The sequence below is a fragment of the Epilithonimonas hungarica genome, assembly GCF_900102265.1.
GTDB classification, from domain to species: domain Bacteria; phylum Bacteroidota; class Bacteroidia; order Flavobacteriales; family Weeksellaceae; genus Epilithonimonas; species Epilithonimonas hungarica.
In genome coordinates this window covers 611,003-628,248 of record NZ_FNBH01000003.1, presented here as the reverse complement: position 1 = coordinate 628,248, position 17,246 = coordinate 611,003, and the positions used below count along the sequence as shown (strand labels likewise).

15 protein-coding genes are annotated in these 17,246 nt (G+C 39.8%); 6 read left to right on the top strand and 9 right to left on the bottom strand.

Annotated features, from left to right (window positions below; genetic code table 11):
• Positions 1-66: 66 nt before the first annotated feature.
• The 5 genes from BLT30_RS14610 to BLT30_RS14590 all read right to left on the bottom strand — a co-directional run bounded on the left by BLT30_RS14610 (position 67) and on the right by BLT30_RS14590 (position 6,974).
• On the bottom strand, positions 67-933 hold the full coding sequence (locus tag BLT30_RS14610) for a helix-turn-helix domain-containing protein (RefSeq protein WP_089874288.1): 867 nt from the start codon (positions 931-933) through the stop codon (positions 67-69).
• A gap of 1,353 nt (positions 934-2,286) precedes the next feature.
• Positions 2,287-2,904, bottom strand: a complete 618-nt coding sequence (locus BLT30_RS14605) for an NAD(P)H-dependent oxidoreductase (protein WP_089874287.1) — start codon at positions 2,902-2,904, stop codon at positions 2,287-2,289.
• 96 nt (positions 2,905-3,000) lie between these two features.
• Positions 3,001-4,590 (bottom strand): MFS transporter, encoded by a 1,590-nt coding sequence (locus tag BLT30_RS14600; RefSeq protein ID WP_089874286.1) that lies wholly within the window; start codon positions 4,588-4,590, stop codon positions 3,001-3,003.
• A 6-nt stretch (positions 4,591-4,596) separates the two neighbouring features.
• A complete protein-coding gene (locus tag BLT30_RS14595) occupies positions 4,597-5,640 on the bottom strand; it encodes an HlyD family secretion protein (RefSeq protein WP_089874285.1) in 1,044 nt (347 codons plus the stop codon).
• An 8-nt stretch (positions 5,641-5,648) separates the two neighbouring features.
• Positions 5,649-6,974 carry a TolC family protein gene (locus BLT30_RS14590; RefSeq protein WP_089874284.1) on the bottom strand — a complete coding sequence of 442 codons (1,326 nt, stop codon included), beginning with the start codon at positions 6,972-6,974 and terminating at the stop codon, positions 5,649-5,651.
• Between the two features lie 40 nt (positions 6,975-7,014).
• Here BLT30_RS14590 and BLT30_RS14585 point away from each other — a divergent pair, with 40 nt between their 5' ends.
• Complete coding sequence (locus tag BLT30_RS14585) at positions 7,015-7,878, top strand: AraC family transcriptional regulator (RefSeq protein ID WP_245707187.1); 864 nt, start codon at positions 7,015-7,017, stop codon at positions 7,876-7,878.
• A gap of 646 nt (positions 7,879-8,524) precedes the next feature.
• Here the strand turns inward: BLT30_RS14585 and BLT30_RS14575 are convergent.
• From BLT30_RS14575 to BLT30_RS14565, 3 genes are all read right to left on the bottom strand, one after another.
• A complete protein-coding gene (locus BLT30_RS14575) occupies positions 8,525-9,046 on the bottom strand; it encodes a plastocyanin/azurin family copper-binding protein (protein ID WP_089874280.1) in 522 nt (173 codons plus the stop codon).
• Between the two features lie 97 nt (positions 9,047-9,143).
• On the bottom strand, positions 9,144-9,824 hold the full coding sequence (locus BLT30_RS14570; RefSeq protein ID WP_139166668.1) for a hypothetical protein: 681 nt from the start codon (positions 9,822-9,824) through the stop codon (positions 9,144-9,146).
• Positions 9,825-9,945: 121 nt separating this feature from the next.
• Positions 9,946-10,824 (bottom strand): helix-turn-helix domain-containing protein, encoded by an 879-nt coding sequence (locus tag BLT30_RS14565; protein ID WP_089874277.1) that lies wholly within the window; start codon positions 10,822-10,824, stop codon positions 9,946-9,948.
• A 615-nt stretch (positions 10,825-11,439) separates the two neighbouring features.
• Between BLT30_RS14565 and BLT30_RS14560 the strand changes: the two genes are divergently transcribed.
• From BLT30_RS14560 to BLT30_RS14545, 4 genes are all read left to right on the top strand, one after another.
• A complete protein-coding gene (locus tag BLT30_RS14560) occupies positions 11,440-12,027 on the top strand; it encodes a Crp/Fnr family transcriptional regulator (RefSeq protein WP_394332207.1) in 588 nt (195 codons plus the stop codon).
• A gap of 100 nt (positions 12,028-12,127) precedes the next feature.
• The gene (locus BLT30_RS14555; RefSeq protein WP_089874273.1) at positions 12,128-12,775 is read left to right on the top strand and encodes an NADPH-dependent F420 reductase; all 648 of its coding nucleotides are present in this window, start codon (positions 12,128-12,130) and stop codon (positions 12,773-12,775) included.
• 1,009 nt (positions 12,776-13,784) lie between these two features.
• A complete protein-coding gene (locus BLT30_RS14550; protein ID WP_089874271.1) occupies positions 13,785-14,681 on the top strand; it encodes a helix-turn-helix domain-containing protein in 897 nt (298 codons plus the stop codon).
• 83 nt (positions 14,682-14,764) lie between these two features.
• Positions 14,765-15,577 (top strand): SDR family oxidoreductase, encoded by an 813-nt coding sequence (locus BLT30_RS14545; RefSeq protein ID WP_089874269.1) that lies wholly within the window; start codon positions 14,765-14,767, stop codon positions 15,575-15,577.
• 345 nt (positions 15,578-15,922) lie between these two features.
• On the opposite strand, the gene BLT30_RS14540 is transcribed toward BLT30_RS14545, so the two are convergent.
• Positions 15,923-16,279, bottom strand: coding sequence for a winged helix-turn-helix transcriptional regulator (locus BLT30_RS14540; RefSeq protein ID WP_089874268.1), 357 nt, complete (start codon positions 16,277-16,279; stop codon positions 15,923-15,925).
• Positions 16,280-16,362: 83 nt separating this feature from the next.
• On the opposite strand from BLT30_RS14540, the gene BLT30_RS14535 reads away from it, so the two are divergent.
• Complete coding sequence (locus BLT30_RS14535; protein WP_089874266.1) at positions 16,363-17,241, top strand: oxidoreductase; 879 nt, start codon at positions 16,363-16,365, stop codon at positions 17,239-17,241.
• The last annotated feature ends 5 nt before the right edge of the window (positions 17,242-17,246 follow it).

Sequence of the window (17,246 nt, the reverse complement as noted above, 5' to 3'; positions counted from 1 at the left end):
AACTTTAATGCAAAGGAACGATGAATCACCATTTCAGACAATGCATTAAAAAAGGTAAGAATTGGACTAATCGAGGTTTTTTTTCCTGAATTCCAAAGCGGACATTCCTGCCACTTTAGTAAACAGACGGGAAAAATATTGATAGTCGTTATATCCCAATTCAGTCGCAATTTCTTTAACCGATTTTTCAGAATAATAAAGGAGACGTTGTGCTTCTAAAATGACCCGCTGCTGTATATGGTGAGAAACTGAATGTCCTGTTGCTTTTTTTATACATTCGTTCAGGTAAGGAGTTGAAATATTTAACTTTGTTGCGTATTCTTTCGGGCTTTTGACTGTAACAAAGTTTCGTTCCAACAGTTTTTTAAATGATTTTGTTACGATTTCAAACCTAGAAAGTTTGTCTGTAGGTTTTGATTGGATCAAATATTGCGAAATCACCAAGCCGGTCAAAATAACAGAACTTCCGGTAAATAATGAACGGTACAACTTTTCATCTTTTCTTTCGGCTAATTTTAAGCAAAGAGATACCGCTTCCAAAATAACCTCAAATGTATCTTTCTGTAATATCAGGGTGTGTGCCGGTGTTATATCCTCCAATAGTTTCAAGTATTCGGAATTAAGGATTTCATTGCTAATAGCCCAAATGCTGACGGTCGCATTTTCAAAGTCCATAAATCTATGCACTTGATTTTGATGGATGAAAATAATTGTTTCGGGATCTATGATATATTGATTAAAATCAATTTCAATGGTTGTTGTACCCTTTTCCTGTAGCAGGAATAAATGATATTCGTCCCTGTGAGATTCCTTTATACTGTTGAACTGGTCAGGATTTTCATTTATATGAAAATCCTTGCTCGCTATTTTCGAAATAAAGACACCCAATTGGGTTGTCATCGGTTGTACAGGTATGGAAGATCTTATAGACATGGATCATTATTCTGTCTTAAATTTAGAAATAAATATTACCACATCAGAATTTTTATTATATCAATTGGTCAAGTTCGGGAGGCGGCTTGATCACTCTAATAGAAAAAACTCAAATTTCAAGAAACAACTTTTCGAATACCCCAGACCTATTACAACGCCGAAGTCACAACTATAATGACTTTTTATTGGGATACATTTTTCCCATCATGACGAGCATAAATTCAGCCACAGTCTTATTGCCGATGTCATTTTACCAAAGAGCGTCTACCTTAGAAAAAAAATTGCGGAAAACAGCAGACTGTCTGTTGGTAGTGAACTTGATGTAACATCATTTTATCTCTACAATATAGACCCTACAAATAGAAAATATTAATTCCGGCAGATCGAGATCAACTCAGGCCTGATGTATAAACATTATCTTGGAAATTCTTTCGTTGCAACATTTAAGGGGGGAGCAAAAAGTATGATGAGGATCAGGATATTCGAGAAATCTGCATCCTATGGGTCGTATATTTTCCAGGCAAAACCAGAGACCGCATTTTATATGAACGTAGGGTTGTCTTTCGATCCGTTTATTAAAAGGACAGCGGAGAGGTAAATGTCTGTTATTAAAAGCTTAGCTTGAAATTGTTCTATAAGGATATATTCGATAAAACTAAGGCACGGTCTCTTGATCAAAGAAGATCATTCAGGTTCAAAAATTTTGAAATAATATCAGGCTGAATAAGGATAAGAATGTTCCAACGAATATAATTTTTCCCCAGGTGTTTTTTTTCAAACTCAAAAAGTGGAAACCGAATAAATAGCAAAACATTTGCTGGATGATTTCGAAAGGATTTTAGAAAGTAACAATCCTGTCGAGTGGACTTAATGGGATTCAGTTCAGATCATTTATTAGAAGATAAAGATAAATATTTTGAATGAATTAGATAGCATTTAAGTTTTAGTTCGATCTGAAAAAATTGAAAAAATATCCGTTTTAAGTGATCTGAGAACAACATTAAGTTAGTTTCATTCAATATCCAAAAGAAAGATAGGCACAGTTAATCATTATTGGACTTTTACTGCCCATCTCTGATAGAGTGAGCACCAAGATACCATCAGTATGAAATTGACAAAACCTATAACGGATAATGCGGTACATCCAAGAATTAATTATATCGGCAACGATTAACTTGGATGTACCTGATCAAAAAAAATTAAATACGATCTGTTAACATTCAATTTTATGACCCATAGAGAAGTGAAATGAATAATAAATCCAGCACCTTTGAGTATATAATACTCTAAAATATGGTGGGTGCTCTATCTTTTCCATGACCACTTCATAATATGCGTAATTTAAGTTCTGGTTTAAACACTTTGTTGATCCAAGTTGAAAACCTTTTCAAGATGTACAGGATAAAACTCTAAGGCAGCTTCATTGTCTCCACCCTTGTAGATGTTGAAACAGTTATAGTCCGGTACGATCTCGACACCACAGAATCTGTAGTTGCTCGTGATATGAACAAGTGCATCTTCAGTAGTCCGTCCTTTGTACAGGTACTGTTGTGGATCGTCAAAACTTTCTTTTGGAGCATTCCATGTGGAGCTGACCATGAATTTCTTTGATGTCATCTTGCCGCCAGTGCCATATTGTGCATCAGGATTCTCACGGGTCCTTCCATCACCTTTCAGGAATGTTTCACTATGCAGGCCGCTGTTGAAAACTTCATCGACATATTTCTTATATATCCATGGCGCACTGAACCAGTTGATCGGCGTTTGAAGGATGATGATATCTGCTTCCAGATGTTTCTGTACCTCTTCCTCCACGTCATAGCCCTGCTCAACCTTTGTTTCCATAACATCAAAACCTTTGGAATGGAAAAAAGCCTTGGCTTTCTGATGAAATGCTTCATTCAGCTGGCCCTCGGACCAATTTGGATATGTCAAATGGGTGTTGATCAATAATACTTTTTTATTTTTCATTGTATATATAATATTTTAATTAATTTTTTATTTAGCAGACAAATTTCACATTTTTTCTCCGGACCGTTCTTGATCTACGGTAAGGAATGGATATTGTCAGTAGGGAACCGATCCCTTTCTCAACCTCAGAACAACCTTATTGATCCCCGGGACAGCGATCAGTATGGCAATGAAGGTGACAAGTAGTACCAGCATAAAGTCATAATAGTCTCTTATCGATCTGGATAGAACTTCGGTATGGATATAGTTTTTAAGATAGGCTGATGAAATATGGCCGCTGTTGATGCCACCGCCATTATTTACCAAGGTCTGTTCGATCCCAATTAAAGCTCTTTCCAATTGTGGGTTGGTCTCCGTTACTGATTCCCTTATCTTTTCATTGATCGCTGCAGTGGAGTAGAGCTGCAAATAGTTGTTGATGGCTATGGCAATACAGAAACCCATAAACCTGGCAAACATGCCGATAATGGAAGTATTGAAAGCGATCTTGGGTGGTGCAGCTGAAAAGGTAAAAATAACGGCCGGGACAAAAATGACACCGGTAGCTATACTAAAAAGACAGACAGGCAGTATAAAATCATTCGTCTCACCAGTATCGGATATGAACAAAAGCATGTAGATGTAGAAAAGTCCAAGTATAATGAATCCTGTGATCACGGTCTTGATCATGGAAAATCCTGCCAGAACAAATCTTGAGGTCACAAACATGCTGAGGACCGTTACTGCAATGCTGGATGCCCAGATCGGAATGATGTTAAGAGGGTCGGTCCCAAGAACATGTTCCAAATAACCATATGTAAATCCAGAAGTGCTTTTAAAAATGTAAAATACAAACAAGATGAGCAATCCTAGTACCACATTTCGTGTCTGTAGCAGACGAAGGTCTACAAGAGGCCTCTTCAACTTGACCTCCCTGAGAACGAACAGCGCCAGTGCGAGGAATATGATCATGGACAATACCCTGATCTTAATGTTCCCAAACCAATTAAGTTGCTGACCGAAAACCAGTACGTAGCCGGTCATGATACAGATGACAGTATAAAGCAGGTAGCCGGTCAGGTCAACATCGAACAGCGGAAATTTTTTGAAAATTCGCGCGCCCCTGTTCATCGAGACGTAGACAATTAGGATCACCGGTACCAGTAATATCAGTAGTCCGAAGAACAGCCAGTTGAAATCAAGATAATGGAGAACGCTTGATGTATAGATCCCGCACAGTGGGGAGATCATCTGAAGACCTGAATAGAATATGGTGTAGGCAATGACCCTTGCCCTGCTTGAATGGATCCTTGGAAAGATGAGGTTTAGGACTATACTCGTTATCAGTGCACATGAAATACCCAGAATAAATCTGCAAAGAAGGAATAGCTCCCAGTTTTTAGTGTAGAAGCAGATGATGTAGCATACAGCATTTATAAAAAGTCCTGTAAGCAAATATCTGCGGGTTGTAAAATATTTGACCGTTCGGAAATCCAGTGCCAGGAAACTGGCGATGGAGGCATACATAAGCACGATGGAAAACTGAACATCATTCGGTTCAACCCCATAGAACGACTGTATGCTTTCAGGATTATTGGCATATAATGCAAAACCGATGGCGGAAGTAAGTAGTATGAGGAACAGGATGCCTCTGGCGACCCATTCCGGAACCCAGCTTTTGAATATGGGTATCTGATGTGCTTGCATAGTTTCCTATTTGATGATATAGACATTGGCATTCATACCCGGGGACAACCTCGAGATTCTTTCACGGTTTTCTGTAAGCCTTATTCTTACGGGTATGCGCTGTATGACCTTGACAAAATTTCCGGTCGCATTATCAGGAGGCAACAAAGAATATCTCGATCCCGTCGTTGGTGAAAAAGATTCGATAAGACCCGAAAACTCTTCATCCGGATATGCATCCAGTTTGACCTTTACCTTTTGCCCCGTTCTGAACTTGCCGATCTGTGTTTCCTTGAAATTGGCAACCACCCATTTTTCTGCGGTCTCATTGGTCAGAAAGGCAAGGGTTTGACCGGGTTGTACCAATTGCCCTTCCTGAATGGTCTTTTTTCCAAGCTGTCCTGTAAACGGAGCAGTAATGACCGTATATCTGATATCAAGGTCTTGCCGTTCCATAAGGCTTTTCTTGGTTCCGATCTCCGCCAGTATGGCCTTTCGCTCTGCGTGAAGATCATTCAATTTGGCCTCGGACGCTTTAAGTAAGGCCTGTGTCTCATTGTAGTCAGAGGTATTGATCTGCATCGTGGCAAATACATTCTCAAGTTTCTGCTTCGTGGTGGATTCCTCCTTGTAGAGTTGTTGGTACCGCTCATATTCCTGTTCCTGCTGACGTAATTTGGCCTCGGCACCGGAGATCCTGGCTTTGATAACGTCAATATTCCTTCTTTGGGATTCTTCGGCCGCGGCCAGAATATCCAGTTTTGCCTGCGAGCTCATGAGTTCTGAAGATGCGGTGTTCTTTCTGATCCTGTATTCGTCCTGCTCAATGACCAGAAGTGTATCACCCCTTTTCACCTTTTGATTGTCCTCGAAGTAGATCTTCTCGACATAACCTCCGACCTTGGCGTTGACCGGTGACAAATAGGCATCCACCTGGGCATCGTTCGTCTGCTCATATTTTGTAATATCGTACAGATAGATAAGTCCCCACGCTGTTATTCCCAGTAATATCAAAATCCCTGTCCATTTGGTGAATGCAATAATTATTTGGTCCTTTTTGTTGTTTTTCATAATAGTCTTTAAATGATTCCTGTTTTTACAAGTAGTCTGATATGGCTGATCACCACATCGATATGAGCGGAAGTCAATGCGAATTTTGCCTCCAGCAGCATATTCTCTGCCTCCAGAAGATCGGTCAGCAGTGATTCCTGGTTCATATAGCTGTTCCTGATGATCCTCACCGTTTCGGTGGCTTGCCTGATATTCTCCTCTGCGGTCCTTACCGTTTCAAAGGCCTGCATTTTCTGTAGGTACGCCTCTTTAATTTCGATGGTGAGATCGTCTTTCATGACCTCCATCTTTTTTTCCTGCTGCAAGGTCTGAAATCTTGCCTGCTCTGCTGCGTGCCGGTTGGTGTAGAGTTTGTCCAGAGAAAAGGAGACTCTCACACCGGTCTGACCGAAGCCCCAAAGGTTTGTTGAATAGGGAAAGAATGAAGATTGGGGATAGGTCAAATTGTATCCTGAATATAGGGATACTTTTGGCATAAGTTCGGATTTTACCTGCTTGAGCAGAAGGTTGCTGATCTCATACTCATTTTCATACATCTTGAAATCAGGAGACTGCTTTAGGGCCATATCTACATAATGGTTGTCATCAGGGTTTTCAGTAAATGCCTCAACATCGATTGCTTCTTCCATGGGGATGCTTATTTCCTCAGAACTGTTTCTGCCCATCAGTATGTTGAGCCGTTCTTTGGCGATGCTGATCTTCTTTTCGATATCCGATCTTGCCAGCTCCAGCTGTGATAGTTTGACATTGACCCTTAGGACATCACTTTTTAATACCGTTCCGTTTTTGAAAAGGCTTTCGATCGTGGCCATCTGTTTCTTCTCGGTCACGATCTCCGATGTGGTGAAACGAAGGAATTGTATAAATTTATGGAGGTCGTAATAGGCGACTGCAGCAGCATACCTTATATTGTTGCGCTGCAGCTCATATTCATTTTTATTCCTGAGCAGTTCTTCTTTGCTGATTTTTATATTTATATTTTCCCTTCCCCCGCTGTAGACGTTAAGCTCCATTTGGTAGCCTAAAGAATAGGTGTATCTGGACACAGGGAAATTATCGTGTGATGCTAGAAAACCATTATTATAGACAGGCAGATCGGTATTGACCCCGACATTGCCCAATGCTGTTACAGATGGGATCCTACGGTCTTTTGCCACCTCTACTGCCACTTCGGCCTGCTGTCTGCTAAAGCCTGCCATCTTGAGTTTCTTGTTATTACTGTCGGTTGCTGTCCAGACCTCTTCCAAGGTCAGCCCATTTCCGTCTTTGTTCTGTTGTGAGAATACACTGTTGCAGTACATTACAAACAGCAAAACAATAAAATATCTGTTCATTGATTGTATTTAAAAATATCTGAGTACAAAATTATTTCAGTTGGACCGATCTTTTTTGATGCAATTAGCCTTATTTTTGCTTATTCAGGCCATTTGGCTGCAAAGAATAATAACAATGGATGATATTAAAGAATGGGATGATAAGATTGATGAGTTCAGTTCGTCCATACTGATCCTGCGTCAGCAACTTGAACAGAGACTGCCACCACATCGCCATAATAAAGGGCAACTGTTGCTGGTCTTTGGAGGTATTGCCTATCTGCAGACCAGGGAAAAGGATTATTATATTCCTTCGCATCACTATATCTGGATCCCCGGAGATTATATCCATAGCCTGATGTTCAATGCTATGGATCTCTTTATCATCAACATCTATTTTCCGTATGAAGAAAGTGCTGAGGACCCTTTTTACAGCGAGTTAGGTATCTATCCTGTCAGTAGGCTGATGTCCGAGATGTTGAATTTTGCCGCGCCATGGTACGGCAATTATTTCAAGGGGTCTTGGGAGCATGAATTGCTCAATGCACTTAAACATTTGCTGCCGAGAGAAAAACTGAAAAAATTCTCCATCCAGCTTCCGACCACGGACGATCCAAAGATGATGAAGGTGGTCGATTTCATGAGGAACAACTTGCAAGAGCCACTGACATTAGGTATGATCTCTGAACATTTTGCGATGAGCATACGGAGTACGACAAGGCTTTTTAGTGAAAAGCTGCAGATCTCATTTGTCCAATATCTCAAAATGCTGAGGGTGATCCAGGCAATGGAACTGATGAAAGACACGGATATGGGGATAAGTGAGATCTCGTATGCGGTAGGGTATTCAAGTCTTACAGCCTTCAGTAATACGTTTTTGCAGCTTACGAATCTGAGACCTACGGAGTTCAAGGCAATCATATGAAGATTCCATGCCGATCGGTGATGGACCAAAACGTAAGCTATAAGTATTGGACTTATGGTCCGGTCGAGCACCTTTAGAGTAGTACTATCCTTAAATTCCCTTCCCTATGGAGCAATGTTACGACTGAATCATAACAAGGATTGTCGTATAAATCACATAATAACAGTGCAGTCATAAAAATGACGGCACTGTTATGGTCTAAATGGAGATGCAGAGAGGCTAGGGCATCCTGGAAAGAAGGCACAATAGGCCGATAGCATAGAAGATGGCGATTGAGAGAAATTTACGCTTTTTTTCCGACGCCTTTTTAGCTCTTACGTATCCAATGGTGATCAGTGCAATACCGATCAACATCATAAAGGGATGTTCCAATGCATAGAAACGGGATGTGGAATTTTTCATCATTTCCCTTGATACATTAGATGATCCGAGTGGTGAAAGAAAATAAAGTACCAACCCTATTACAATCTGCATATGAACACCTGACAGAGCGAGCATCGATATGATCCTGGCGGGCTTTCCGTAATCGGTCCTTCTCAATAGACCATATATTGCATAGATGACCGCAAAGATCAGGAGAATCAATGAAATATAGGCAAAAATGCCATGTAGGTTTTTAGTAAGTATGTACATATTCATTTATTTGTTATTCTACAGTAAACATTCCATTCATCATGGCATAGTGACCAGGAAAAGAACAGATAAAGGCGTATGATCCTTTTGGCGGGGCCTTGAATTCGATCTCAGCTGTTTCACCTCCTCCGATCATTTTCGTGTGGGCGACCACCTCTTTCAGGCGATCGGCTGGAATATCAAAATCCGGAGCATCAGACTTTGCGCAGGCTGCTGCAAAAGAAGGAATATCCACACCTTTTTGCAGGAGTACAACATTATGTCCCATCGCAGATGCGGGTATAGTTCCCGTGTGATGAAGGATGATCCTTACGGTCTGCCCCTCCCGTACTTTTAATTCAGAAAGGTCAAACTTCATATCGTCTCCGGCCTTCAAGGTCAAAATTGCAATAGGGCCGTTTGACAATTCATTTCCTTTGTCTTGCGAACTGATCTCGGAGCTGCTCAAAGGGTCATGCCCAGATTTCGCTTTTTCATTACAGTCTGTCATCAATGTCAGGACCGTGATAACGCCTATTATATTTTTTAGCTTCATTATTAGCTGTATTTTAGTTGTTAATAGAGAATGGGATCTTTTTAACTTCGATATCAAATGAAAGTACCTTGCATTGAGTACTTTCACTATATTTTATTTAAAAGATGAGGACATTGGCGAATAAACCTACACTGTTCTCATTGTGCTTCATAGGACCGTACCACTCAAAATTGGAACCCACGCCGAAGCTGAACTCTTTATATCCGACTCCTGCCCGCAGATAGATGTAACTTCTGTTATGGTCTCCGGAGCGGGGAACAAAGCCGTATAAACCCTGTACGCGACCATACCATGACCAATTCTCATTGATCCTTGGCCTGTATTCGACCAGCGCCATATTCTCAGATGCCCAGTCGCTCGCCAGATCGATCTTAGGATTGGCCACGATCAGAAGCTCCGGCGTGGCATAGGAATAGATCAGACCGGCCACAGGTCTAAAGCCGTATACAGGAGTGTATTGCAGTCCGCCCGTTATGTCCAGACCTTTGAACAGGGTGTAGGTCAAGTGCGATTGGGTCATGATATCCGGCGTCATCTCCTTTTCCCAGGGTGCATTTCCGTTGGTTACACTGAAAAAACCAAGTTTGGGAATGCTTCGGAACTTTTTATTGACCATGACCTGATAATAGACGCCTCGGCTTCCTGCCATCACTTCCATATTGATGGGGGGACTTTGTTGTGGGGCTTGGTCTTCGGCAATGGTCTGTGCCTGCACGACAGATGTAAGGCTAAAAAATGCTAAAGCTAAGCTCAGCTTCGATAAGTTACTTGCTCTCATAATGTTTGTGAAATTAATTTCCGGAGGTCAGTATGGTCAAAGCCATCTTATACCTGCTGGAATTAGACAGGACAAAATTAGAGAAGCCTATAGCTCCGAGATAGAATGGATAGGGCAAATCCTAGGACAAATCGTGCAGGATCTTAGTTCTGTATTCTGTCGGAGAGACACCGGTGACCTTTTTAAAAAGTCTTGAAAAGTAGGATGGGTCCTCAAAATTAAGATCATAGCCGATCTGCGAGACCTTTTTCGAAAGGTCCCAGAGCTGGGTCTGTGCATTGAAAATCGATACTTCAAGAATCAGTTCCTTGGTGCTTTTTCCAAATACGGTCCTCACGCATCGGTTGAGGTAGTTTTCGGAAATGGCCATTGATGCGGCATAGAATGCGGTAGATTTATGATCGATGAAATGTTTGTGAACAAGCTGTTTGAACTGTATGGCAATATTTTGGACCGTGGTGAGCTGCTTCTTTTCGCCGGACAGGTCCAGGACCTTATAGAGCAGTGCCTGACAAATTCCACGGGCGATCTGAACATTGGGCGATTGAAGATCGAGCTCGGTGAACAGGAGCTTGCACAAATTGCCCACCCAGTGGCTTTCGGCCTTTCTGATCTGCAGGACGGGATATATGGTGAAAAGGTTTAGCAATTCCGCCTTGTCAAATATGGCCGGCATGATCCGGTCCTCGATGAGGATAAAATAGCCCTTCGCGTCGTTAGAAATATGTTCCAGAGAATTAACTGTGCCTGCAGAGACGAATACGATGGAGTTTTCCTGAATGTGCTGCCGTACATTATCTATCCTGTAGGTAAAGTTCCCTTGTTCAAGGTAGAATAGAAAATCGTAGTCGGTCCTGATCAGCGGGATAGGAAGACGGAAGTGTTCTTTCAGAAAGGACAGGCTATAGCACTGCAAAGCTGTGGACTGCCATTGGAAATCCGATGGAATATCCCTAAGGAATGTCCTCTTGAAAGTCTCCAAGTTAAAAATGTTTTCCAATTCTATGGGTTTTGCCGGCGTTGCAAATCTAATTCATCCCGATCGTTTATCATACTTTGACCTTTTGTTATAGCATAAATCCTATGAACGCAAAGTGGTTTCTCAGCAAACGATTAATACAAATTTAAATAATTTTTTGAAGATGTGCTGTTTTCCCCGTCATAGTTTCTTCTTCCTTCCGTCTCAAGTAGCGAGCATAACGCCCTTCCAAAATTTTATTCAGTGGGGCGTGGCCGATCTGGGGGAATTACAGAAAAAGTATTTTCTACCAATTGTGAGGGTCCAAATATGTATTAAGCACCAATGTGCCGGATAGATACAATGATGGAAATATACTTTAGTCACAGTAGAAGACTTTCTTATTCATAATAAAGATTATCACTTTTAACTTGATTTCCGCGATATATTTTCGATCGGCAGCGTTCTGTGATGAATCTTCCGAATAGTTCTCATTATTCTATATTACATGTCATCTTGATGATGGTTAAGGAAAGGTGTTTTTTTCATGACCATTATTTTAACTTTTTGTTGTAAGTTTATAGTTGGGCATTGCCAGTTAAACTACCAATTGCATAACGATTATCAAAGTCATCCAATTAAAATAAAAAAATGTTATTGTCAACAGAACCACTATTAACCTATTTCAGCAAATTCACCCAATTGGGTGAAGCTGAAAAGATGTATATAAAAGACCATTTCAAGCCCAGAATTTACCGCAGAAGACAGTATGTCCTGCAAGAAGGGAATGTCTGCGATCATTATAATTTTGTGGTCAGGGGATGTTTGAGGATGTACAAGACCGATCTCAAGGGAAATACCCATATATTACAGTTCACCTCAGAAGATGGTTGGATCGCCGATGTATGGAGCTTCAATGATCAGAGTCCATCCGAGTTGAATATTGACGCATTGGAAGACACCATTGTCCTACAGATCAGCTATAAAGATCTTACCATGCTTTTTGATGAGTTTCCCGCCTTTGACCGTATATTTCGAAAGCTAATGGAGAATGCATATGTTGCCCTTCAGAGAAGAATGTTTCAAAATATAAGTTCCCCTGCGGAGGACCGTTATAATTTCTTTATGAAGGTATATCCCCACCTTATCAACCGTCTCCCTCAAGTACGGATCGCATCGTTTTTGGGAATTACTCCGGAATTCCTCAGTAGGTTGAGAAACAGGCGGGTACATGGCAAATCTTAAACCAGGTCAAGATTTTTTCTTGATCTAGTTCATTGGAGTGGTAGGTGATTTTAGATGAACTTTGTACTATAAAATTATTCAGTAACAAAAAATCATAAGAATGTCACACACACAGAAAGTTGCAGTCATTGGATTAGGAAATATCGGTAAGGCGTTGGCCACGGACCTGATCAAAGGAAAAAGAAAAATTATAGTTGCGTCTAAAAACTACGACGACGCTGTCGCGTTTGCAGCAAATAATGCCGATCTCATAGAGTCAGCACATATCGGTGAGGCGGTAAAGGCTGCCGATATTGTGATACCGACCGTTTGGTTTAATGTAGAGCAGGAGTTTGTTCAGCAATTCGCAGGTGAGTTGAAAGGTAAGATCATAATTGATGTCTCCAATCCCATAGCACCGGATGAAAACGGTGGATTCAAAAAAATAATCGACCAAAACCAATCTTCCGGACAGATCATTAACGATCTTGTGGGAAATAATGCCAAAGTTGTCAAAACCTTCGGAACCCTGGGTGTTGAAAGCTTGGCTAATGCGGCCCACCAGCAACCGGCCAAAGTAATGTTCTATGCTACGGACCACAGTGATGTTTCCGATGCCATAGAAGTTTTGATCCGTGATGCAGGATTTGAAGCATTGAACGTCGGTACAATTGACCAGTCCATCCGTATCGAAGTGTTTGGCGATCTGCACGAATTTGGTGCACTCGGCAAGCCATCAACTCTTGAAGAAGTTAAAGGGAAAATATAAAAGGCTTTCTTCAAAGAATCACCATTCTTTTAAGCCATCAGATAATGATCCCCGGCGTTAATTTATTCGCAGGGGATCATTATTTTTTAAACAGATTCATTCCTTTAAATCTGTCTGCGTTGAATAGTTCATTTGATAACTTAGTCTTTTCAAATTACAAATGTCAAAAGTTGGTATGTTTTATCCACCATATATACACTTTTAAGTCCCCATTTTGAACATGATCTTGACGTCAACTATAGAAAGGCCTAGGCAAACCGTTAGTATTAATTCATTACCAATATTCATTTTTCAAGCAATGTATATTTTGCCTAGCTGATAACAGCTTTACGTTGATGAAGTAATTTATTCTGTTACTATTGAATTTGACAATGTTATCATTTAAAGATATTATTCCACGAAGTGTGTAAGTTAAAAAGTTAGGCTTGGATTTTATAATCTGAGCCTTTTTTCAAAAAAGCTATTAAAATTAGGTAACAATATACCAAAATGTGCACATGCTTAATTAATAAATTACCGGATCAATTAAGTGAATATTTGCTGTCCTTAAAAATGCTGTTTATATAAAAAAATACTTTGGTACGCTAAAAGTATAATATCACCAAGCTTCTTAAGGAAACTTGTAACATTTTAACGTAAGGCCAACTACTTAATTATTATCCAAATACTTGTTCTATGGAAATATTTCCAGATGTTCATTTATGAACAAATTCGGCTATGCTTTGTAGTGCAGCTATAATTATAACACTTTCATGATTTATTACTCAAATTGAAAATTTTCAAAGAACTTATAAAGGTAAAAGATAATATTGTACTTTGCGGTCTGGTCCACTATGCAGCACTCTTTTGTACACATAACGGGTCTTCGGAATAGAACCGGATAAATGTCAAAAAATGAAAAGTTAGTGCCAGTAAGCATTGGGAAAAATGATGGGCTTGATCGTAATCTCTATCAAAAAATATCGTCTATTTGATTTACCTTTTTATTTGAATTTTGTACATTTGAAAAATGAAAATGGTCGAGACACTTGAAGATTTTTATACTGAACGCTTTAGTGCTGTTCCAACAAATTTAAAAAGCGAGATTGGACATTTCAATGTGTTCAAATTTGATGACCTCGCGGGTTGCAGCATAAAACCTATACCTTACAGTCGCAGAGGTTATTACAAAATAAGCCTGATACAAGGAAGAAATAAAGTACATTTTTCAGATAAAACTATTGAAATAAAAAAGCAGGCCTTGTTGTTTGCAAATCCCCAGATCCCCTATAATTGGGAGCAAATTGGTAAAAATCAAAATGGATTTTCCTGTGTTTTTACAGAAAGTTTTTTTCATCATTTCGGTAATCCGAAAAACTATTCGGTTTTTCACCCGGAAGGCCTGCCAATTCTTGAACTGAGCGACAAACAAGTCAAATGGGCGATACAAGTGTTCAGCGAAATGCTTACTGAGTGGACGTCTGATCATAAACACAAATACGACAAAATGCGTGTGTCTGTCTTTGAACTTTTATACAATACAGAAAAATTAATACCTGTTGCGTCTATTCGGAAGAATGCGACAAATGCCTCTCAAAAAATTACTACTCAATTTTTGGAATTGCTAGAGCGTCAGTTTCCTGTCGAAGATGTTGGAACACTACGCTTGCGTTCAGCATCCGATTTTGCAGAGAAATTATCTGTTCATGTCAATCATCTGAACAAGGCTTTAAAAGGGGTAGTGAATAAATCAACATCTGTTATAATACAAGAGCGCATTTTGGTTGAATCTAAAATTTTATTGAAGTATACCAATAAGGACATATCAGAAATTGCATTTGCCTTAGGCTTTAAAGAAACTACGCACTTTCACAATTTTTTCAAAAAGCAGACTAAAATAACGCCAAGTCAATTCAGGACTGATTGATTTTTGTATATATGTGATTGATTTGTATTAGCATCAAATTTTGTTACTGTTCTAATTTTGCATCAATAAAATTCTTTAAAACAATGACAAAAACAATTTTTATTACTGGTGCTTCGTCAGGAATTGGAAAAGCTACAGCAAAATTCTTCCACGAAAAAGGCTGGAATGTGATAGCAACAATGAGGAATCCTGAGAAAGAGACAGAACTTACTCAGCTGAAAAATGTAACGCTTTTGCCTTTAGATGTTACCGATTTTGAACAGATCAGATCGGTAGTTGCAGAGGCTACTTCACTAGGAAAAGTTGATGTAGTGTTGAATAATGCGGGTTATGGTACTGTTGGAGCTTTGGAGGGCACCACAGATCAGCAAATTGAACAGGTGATCAATACAAATCTTTTAGGCGTTATAAAATTGACGAAAGAATTTATTCCACATTTTCGGAAAAACAAGGAGGGCGTCTTTATAACCATCTCCTCAATTGGCGGGCTAGTTGCTTATCCATTCTTTTCATTATATCACGCAACCAAATGGGCGATCGAAGGTTGGACGGAAAGTTTGGCGTTTGAACTCGGTCAGCTTGGTATTCAGGTCAAAACAGTTCAGCCTGGCCCAACCAAAACAGATTTTGTCGGACGATCATTGGTGGTTCCGGAACATCCAGCGTATGATGAATTTTTTGAAGGGTTCAAAAAAATGTTCTTCAGCGACGAGGTCATCAACGGCCTTGAACCTCCGGAGACCGTTTCAGAAGTGATTTACGAAGCGGCAACGGACGGTAAAAACCGCTTACGCTATGTGGTGGGTGCTGCAGCAAATAATGAATACAACAGACGTTTGGAGTTGGGCGCAGAAATATTTCACCAGGAATGGGATACTGTATTTTTCGGTAAATAAATTACAGTCAAAATAATCAATGCAGTTGCCATAAGTTTTGATATGCAATATCGAAATTACCAAAGTATAAGATCAGACAGCCTTCAAAGTTTATTGAAGGTTGTTTTTAAGTAATATCATGAAATCTCGGTTGACAGAAATAGAAAATACTGCAAAAAATTCTTAGGTTTCTGCCCGCCGGTTGGAGGCAATATATATCGATTTTCCATGACGTGCCGTAGCCAAAGCCAAAAGTTGCTTCCAAATAAGATGGAAAGGAGATGCAGACGCAGGATTGATTGGATGATGCCTTTGATAAGCGTAGAAACCAATTGATAAACAGCAGATAGATAACTAATAACACTATTACATCTTATCTTTAATCCTTTCGCGATGTTGTTTTCCCCATTTCTCCATAGACGTTAACACGTCAGTTACACTGTGACAGTAATCCGTAAGCGTGTACTCTATTCTAGCGGGATAATCGTCGTAAACTTTTCTCGAAATCAGTTCATTTTCTTCTAAGTGCCTCAATTCTTTTGACAATACACGATTTGTAATTTTCGGAATTGATTGCAAAATTTCGTTGAAGCGATTGTGTCCGTGATAAATAGAAATAATAATTGGCAATTTCCATTTTCCCCCAATTACAAAATATGTGTCCTGCACAAACCTTATTTTTTCTTCAAAATTCCGCTCTTTTTCTTTTTTACCCTTACTCATTTTAAGTATCCTTTTGTATACAGGTATCAAATGTATATCTTTTTTGGGATAATTTTGCTGCAAACAAAAGAAATTTAATAAAGATGAGTAAAGTTTGGTTTATCACAGGAAGCTCACGAGGCTTGGGTAGAAGTATAACGGAAGCTGTTTTAGCAAAAGGCGACAGCGTTGCAGCCACAGCAAGAAACCCGAAACAATTAAATGATTTGGCAGAAAAATTTCCCCATCAAATTCTTGCTTTGCAATTAGATGTGAGCAATAAGGTTCAAATCCATAAAGCAGTAGAACAAACGGTAAAACACTTCGGAGGAATTGATGTGTTAGTAAACAATGCAGGCTTTGGTATTACGGGTGCTATCGAAGAATTTTCTGATGAGCAAATGAAAAGCCAATTAGATGTGAATTTATATGCACCTATCGAAATTACAAGAGCGGCGTTGCCTTATTTGCGTAAACAACGTTCAGGCAGCATTTTCAATGTGAGTTCAGTTGGCGGGAGGGTTGGTTCCGCAGGATTTTCTATGTATCAGGCAGCAAAGTTCGGTTTACAAGGTTTTACCGAGGTTTTAAGTAAAGAAGTTGCCGCATTTGGCATCAAAGTTACGTCTATTGAACCGGGCGGCTTTCGTACAGATTGGGCAAGCAATTCAATGACCTATGCCGAACCAATCGATGATTACGAAAGTATCCTGCAATCTCTTAAAGATTATCTCAAAGACATTACACCGTTAGGAAATCCGGACAAAGCAGCACAAGTGATCATTGATTTGGTGGAACATCCCGAGCCGCCTGTTCACCTGGTTTTGGGTTCAGATGCTGTTGCTATTCTGGAAGTCGTTGATGCCGATAGAAAAGCAGAATTTGAGCAATGGAAATCCGTAAGCATGTCTACCGATTTTGATGATGTAGAAAATCCGTGGCTTTCTGAAGAGAGAAGACAAGATATTTTAAAAGTAAAATAATAATC

Coding starts and splice junctions, on each gene's coding strand:
- BLT30_RS14610 (WP_089874288.1), bottom strand. CDS start 933: ATGTCTATAAGATCTTCCATACCTGTACAACCGATGACAACCCAATTG.
- BLT30_RS14605 (WP_089874287.1), bottom strand. CDS start 2,904: ATGAAAAATAAAAAAGTATTATTGATCAACACCCATTTGACATATCCA.
- BLT30_RS14600 (WP_089874286.1), bottom strand. CDS start 4,590: ATGCAAGCACATCAGATACCCATATTCAAAAGCTGGGTTCCGGAATGG.
- BLT30_RS14595 (WP_089874285.1), bottom strand. CDS start 5,640: ATGAAAAACAACAAAAAGGACCAAATAATTATTGCATTCACCAAATGG.
- BLT30_RS14590 (WP_089874284.1), bottom strand. CDS start 6,974: ATGAACAGATATTTTATTGTTTTGCTGTTTGTAATGTACTGCAACAGT.
- BLT30_RS14575 (WP_089874280.1), bottom strand. CDS start 9,046: ATGAAGCTAAAAAATATAATAGGCGTTATCACGGTCCTGACATTGATG.
- BLT30_RS14570 (WP_139166668.1), bottom strand. CDS start 9,824: ATGAGAGCAAGTAACTTATCGAAGCTGAGCTTAGCTTTAGCATTTTTT.
- BLT30_RS14555 (WP_089874273.1), top strand. CDS start 12,128: ATGTCACACACACAGAAAGTTGCAGTCATTGGATTAGGAAATATCGGT.
- BLT30_RS14550 (WP_089874271.1), top strand. CDS start 13,785: ATGAAAATGGTCGAGACACTTGAAGATTTTTATACTGAACGCTTTAGT.
- BLT30_RS14545 (WP_089874269.1), top strand. CDS start 14,765: ATGACAAAAACAATTTTTATTACTGGTGCTTCGTCAGGAATTGGAAAA.
- BLT30_RS14540 (WP_089874268.1), bottom strand. CDS start 16,279: ATGAGTAAGGGTAAAAAAGAAAAAGAGCGGAATTTTGAAGAAAAAATA.
- BLT30_RS14535 (WP_089874266.1), top strand. CDS start 16,363: ATGAGTAAAGTTTGGTTTATCACAGGAAGCTCACGAGGCTTGGGTAGA.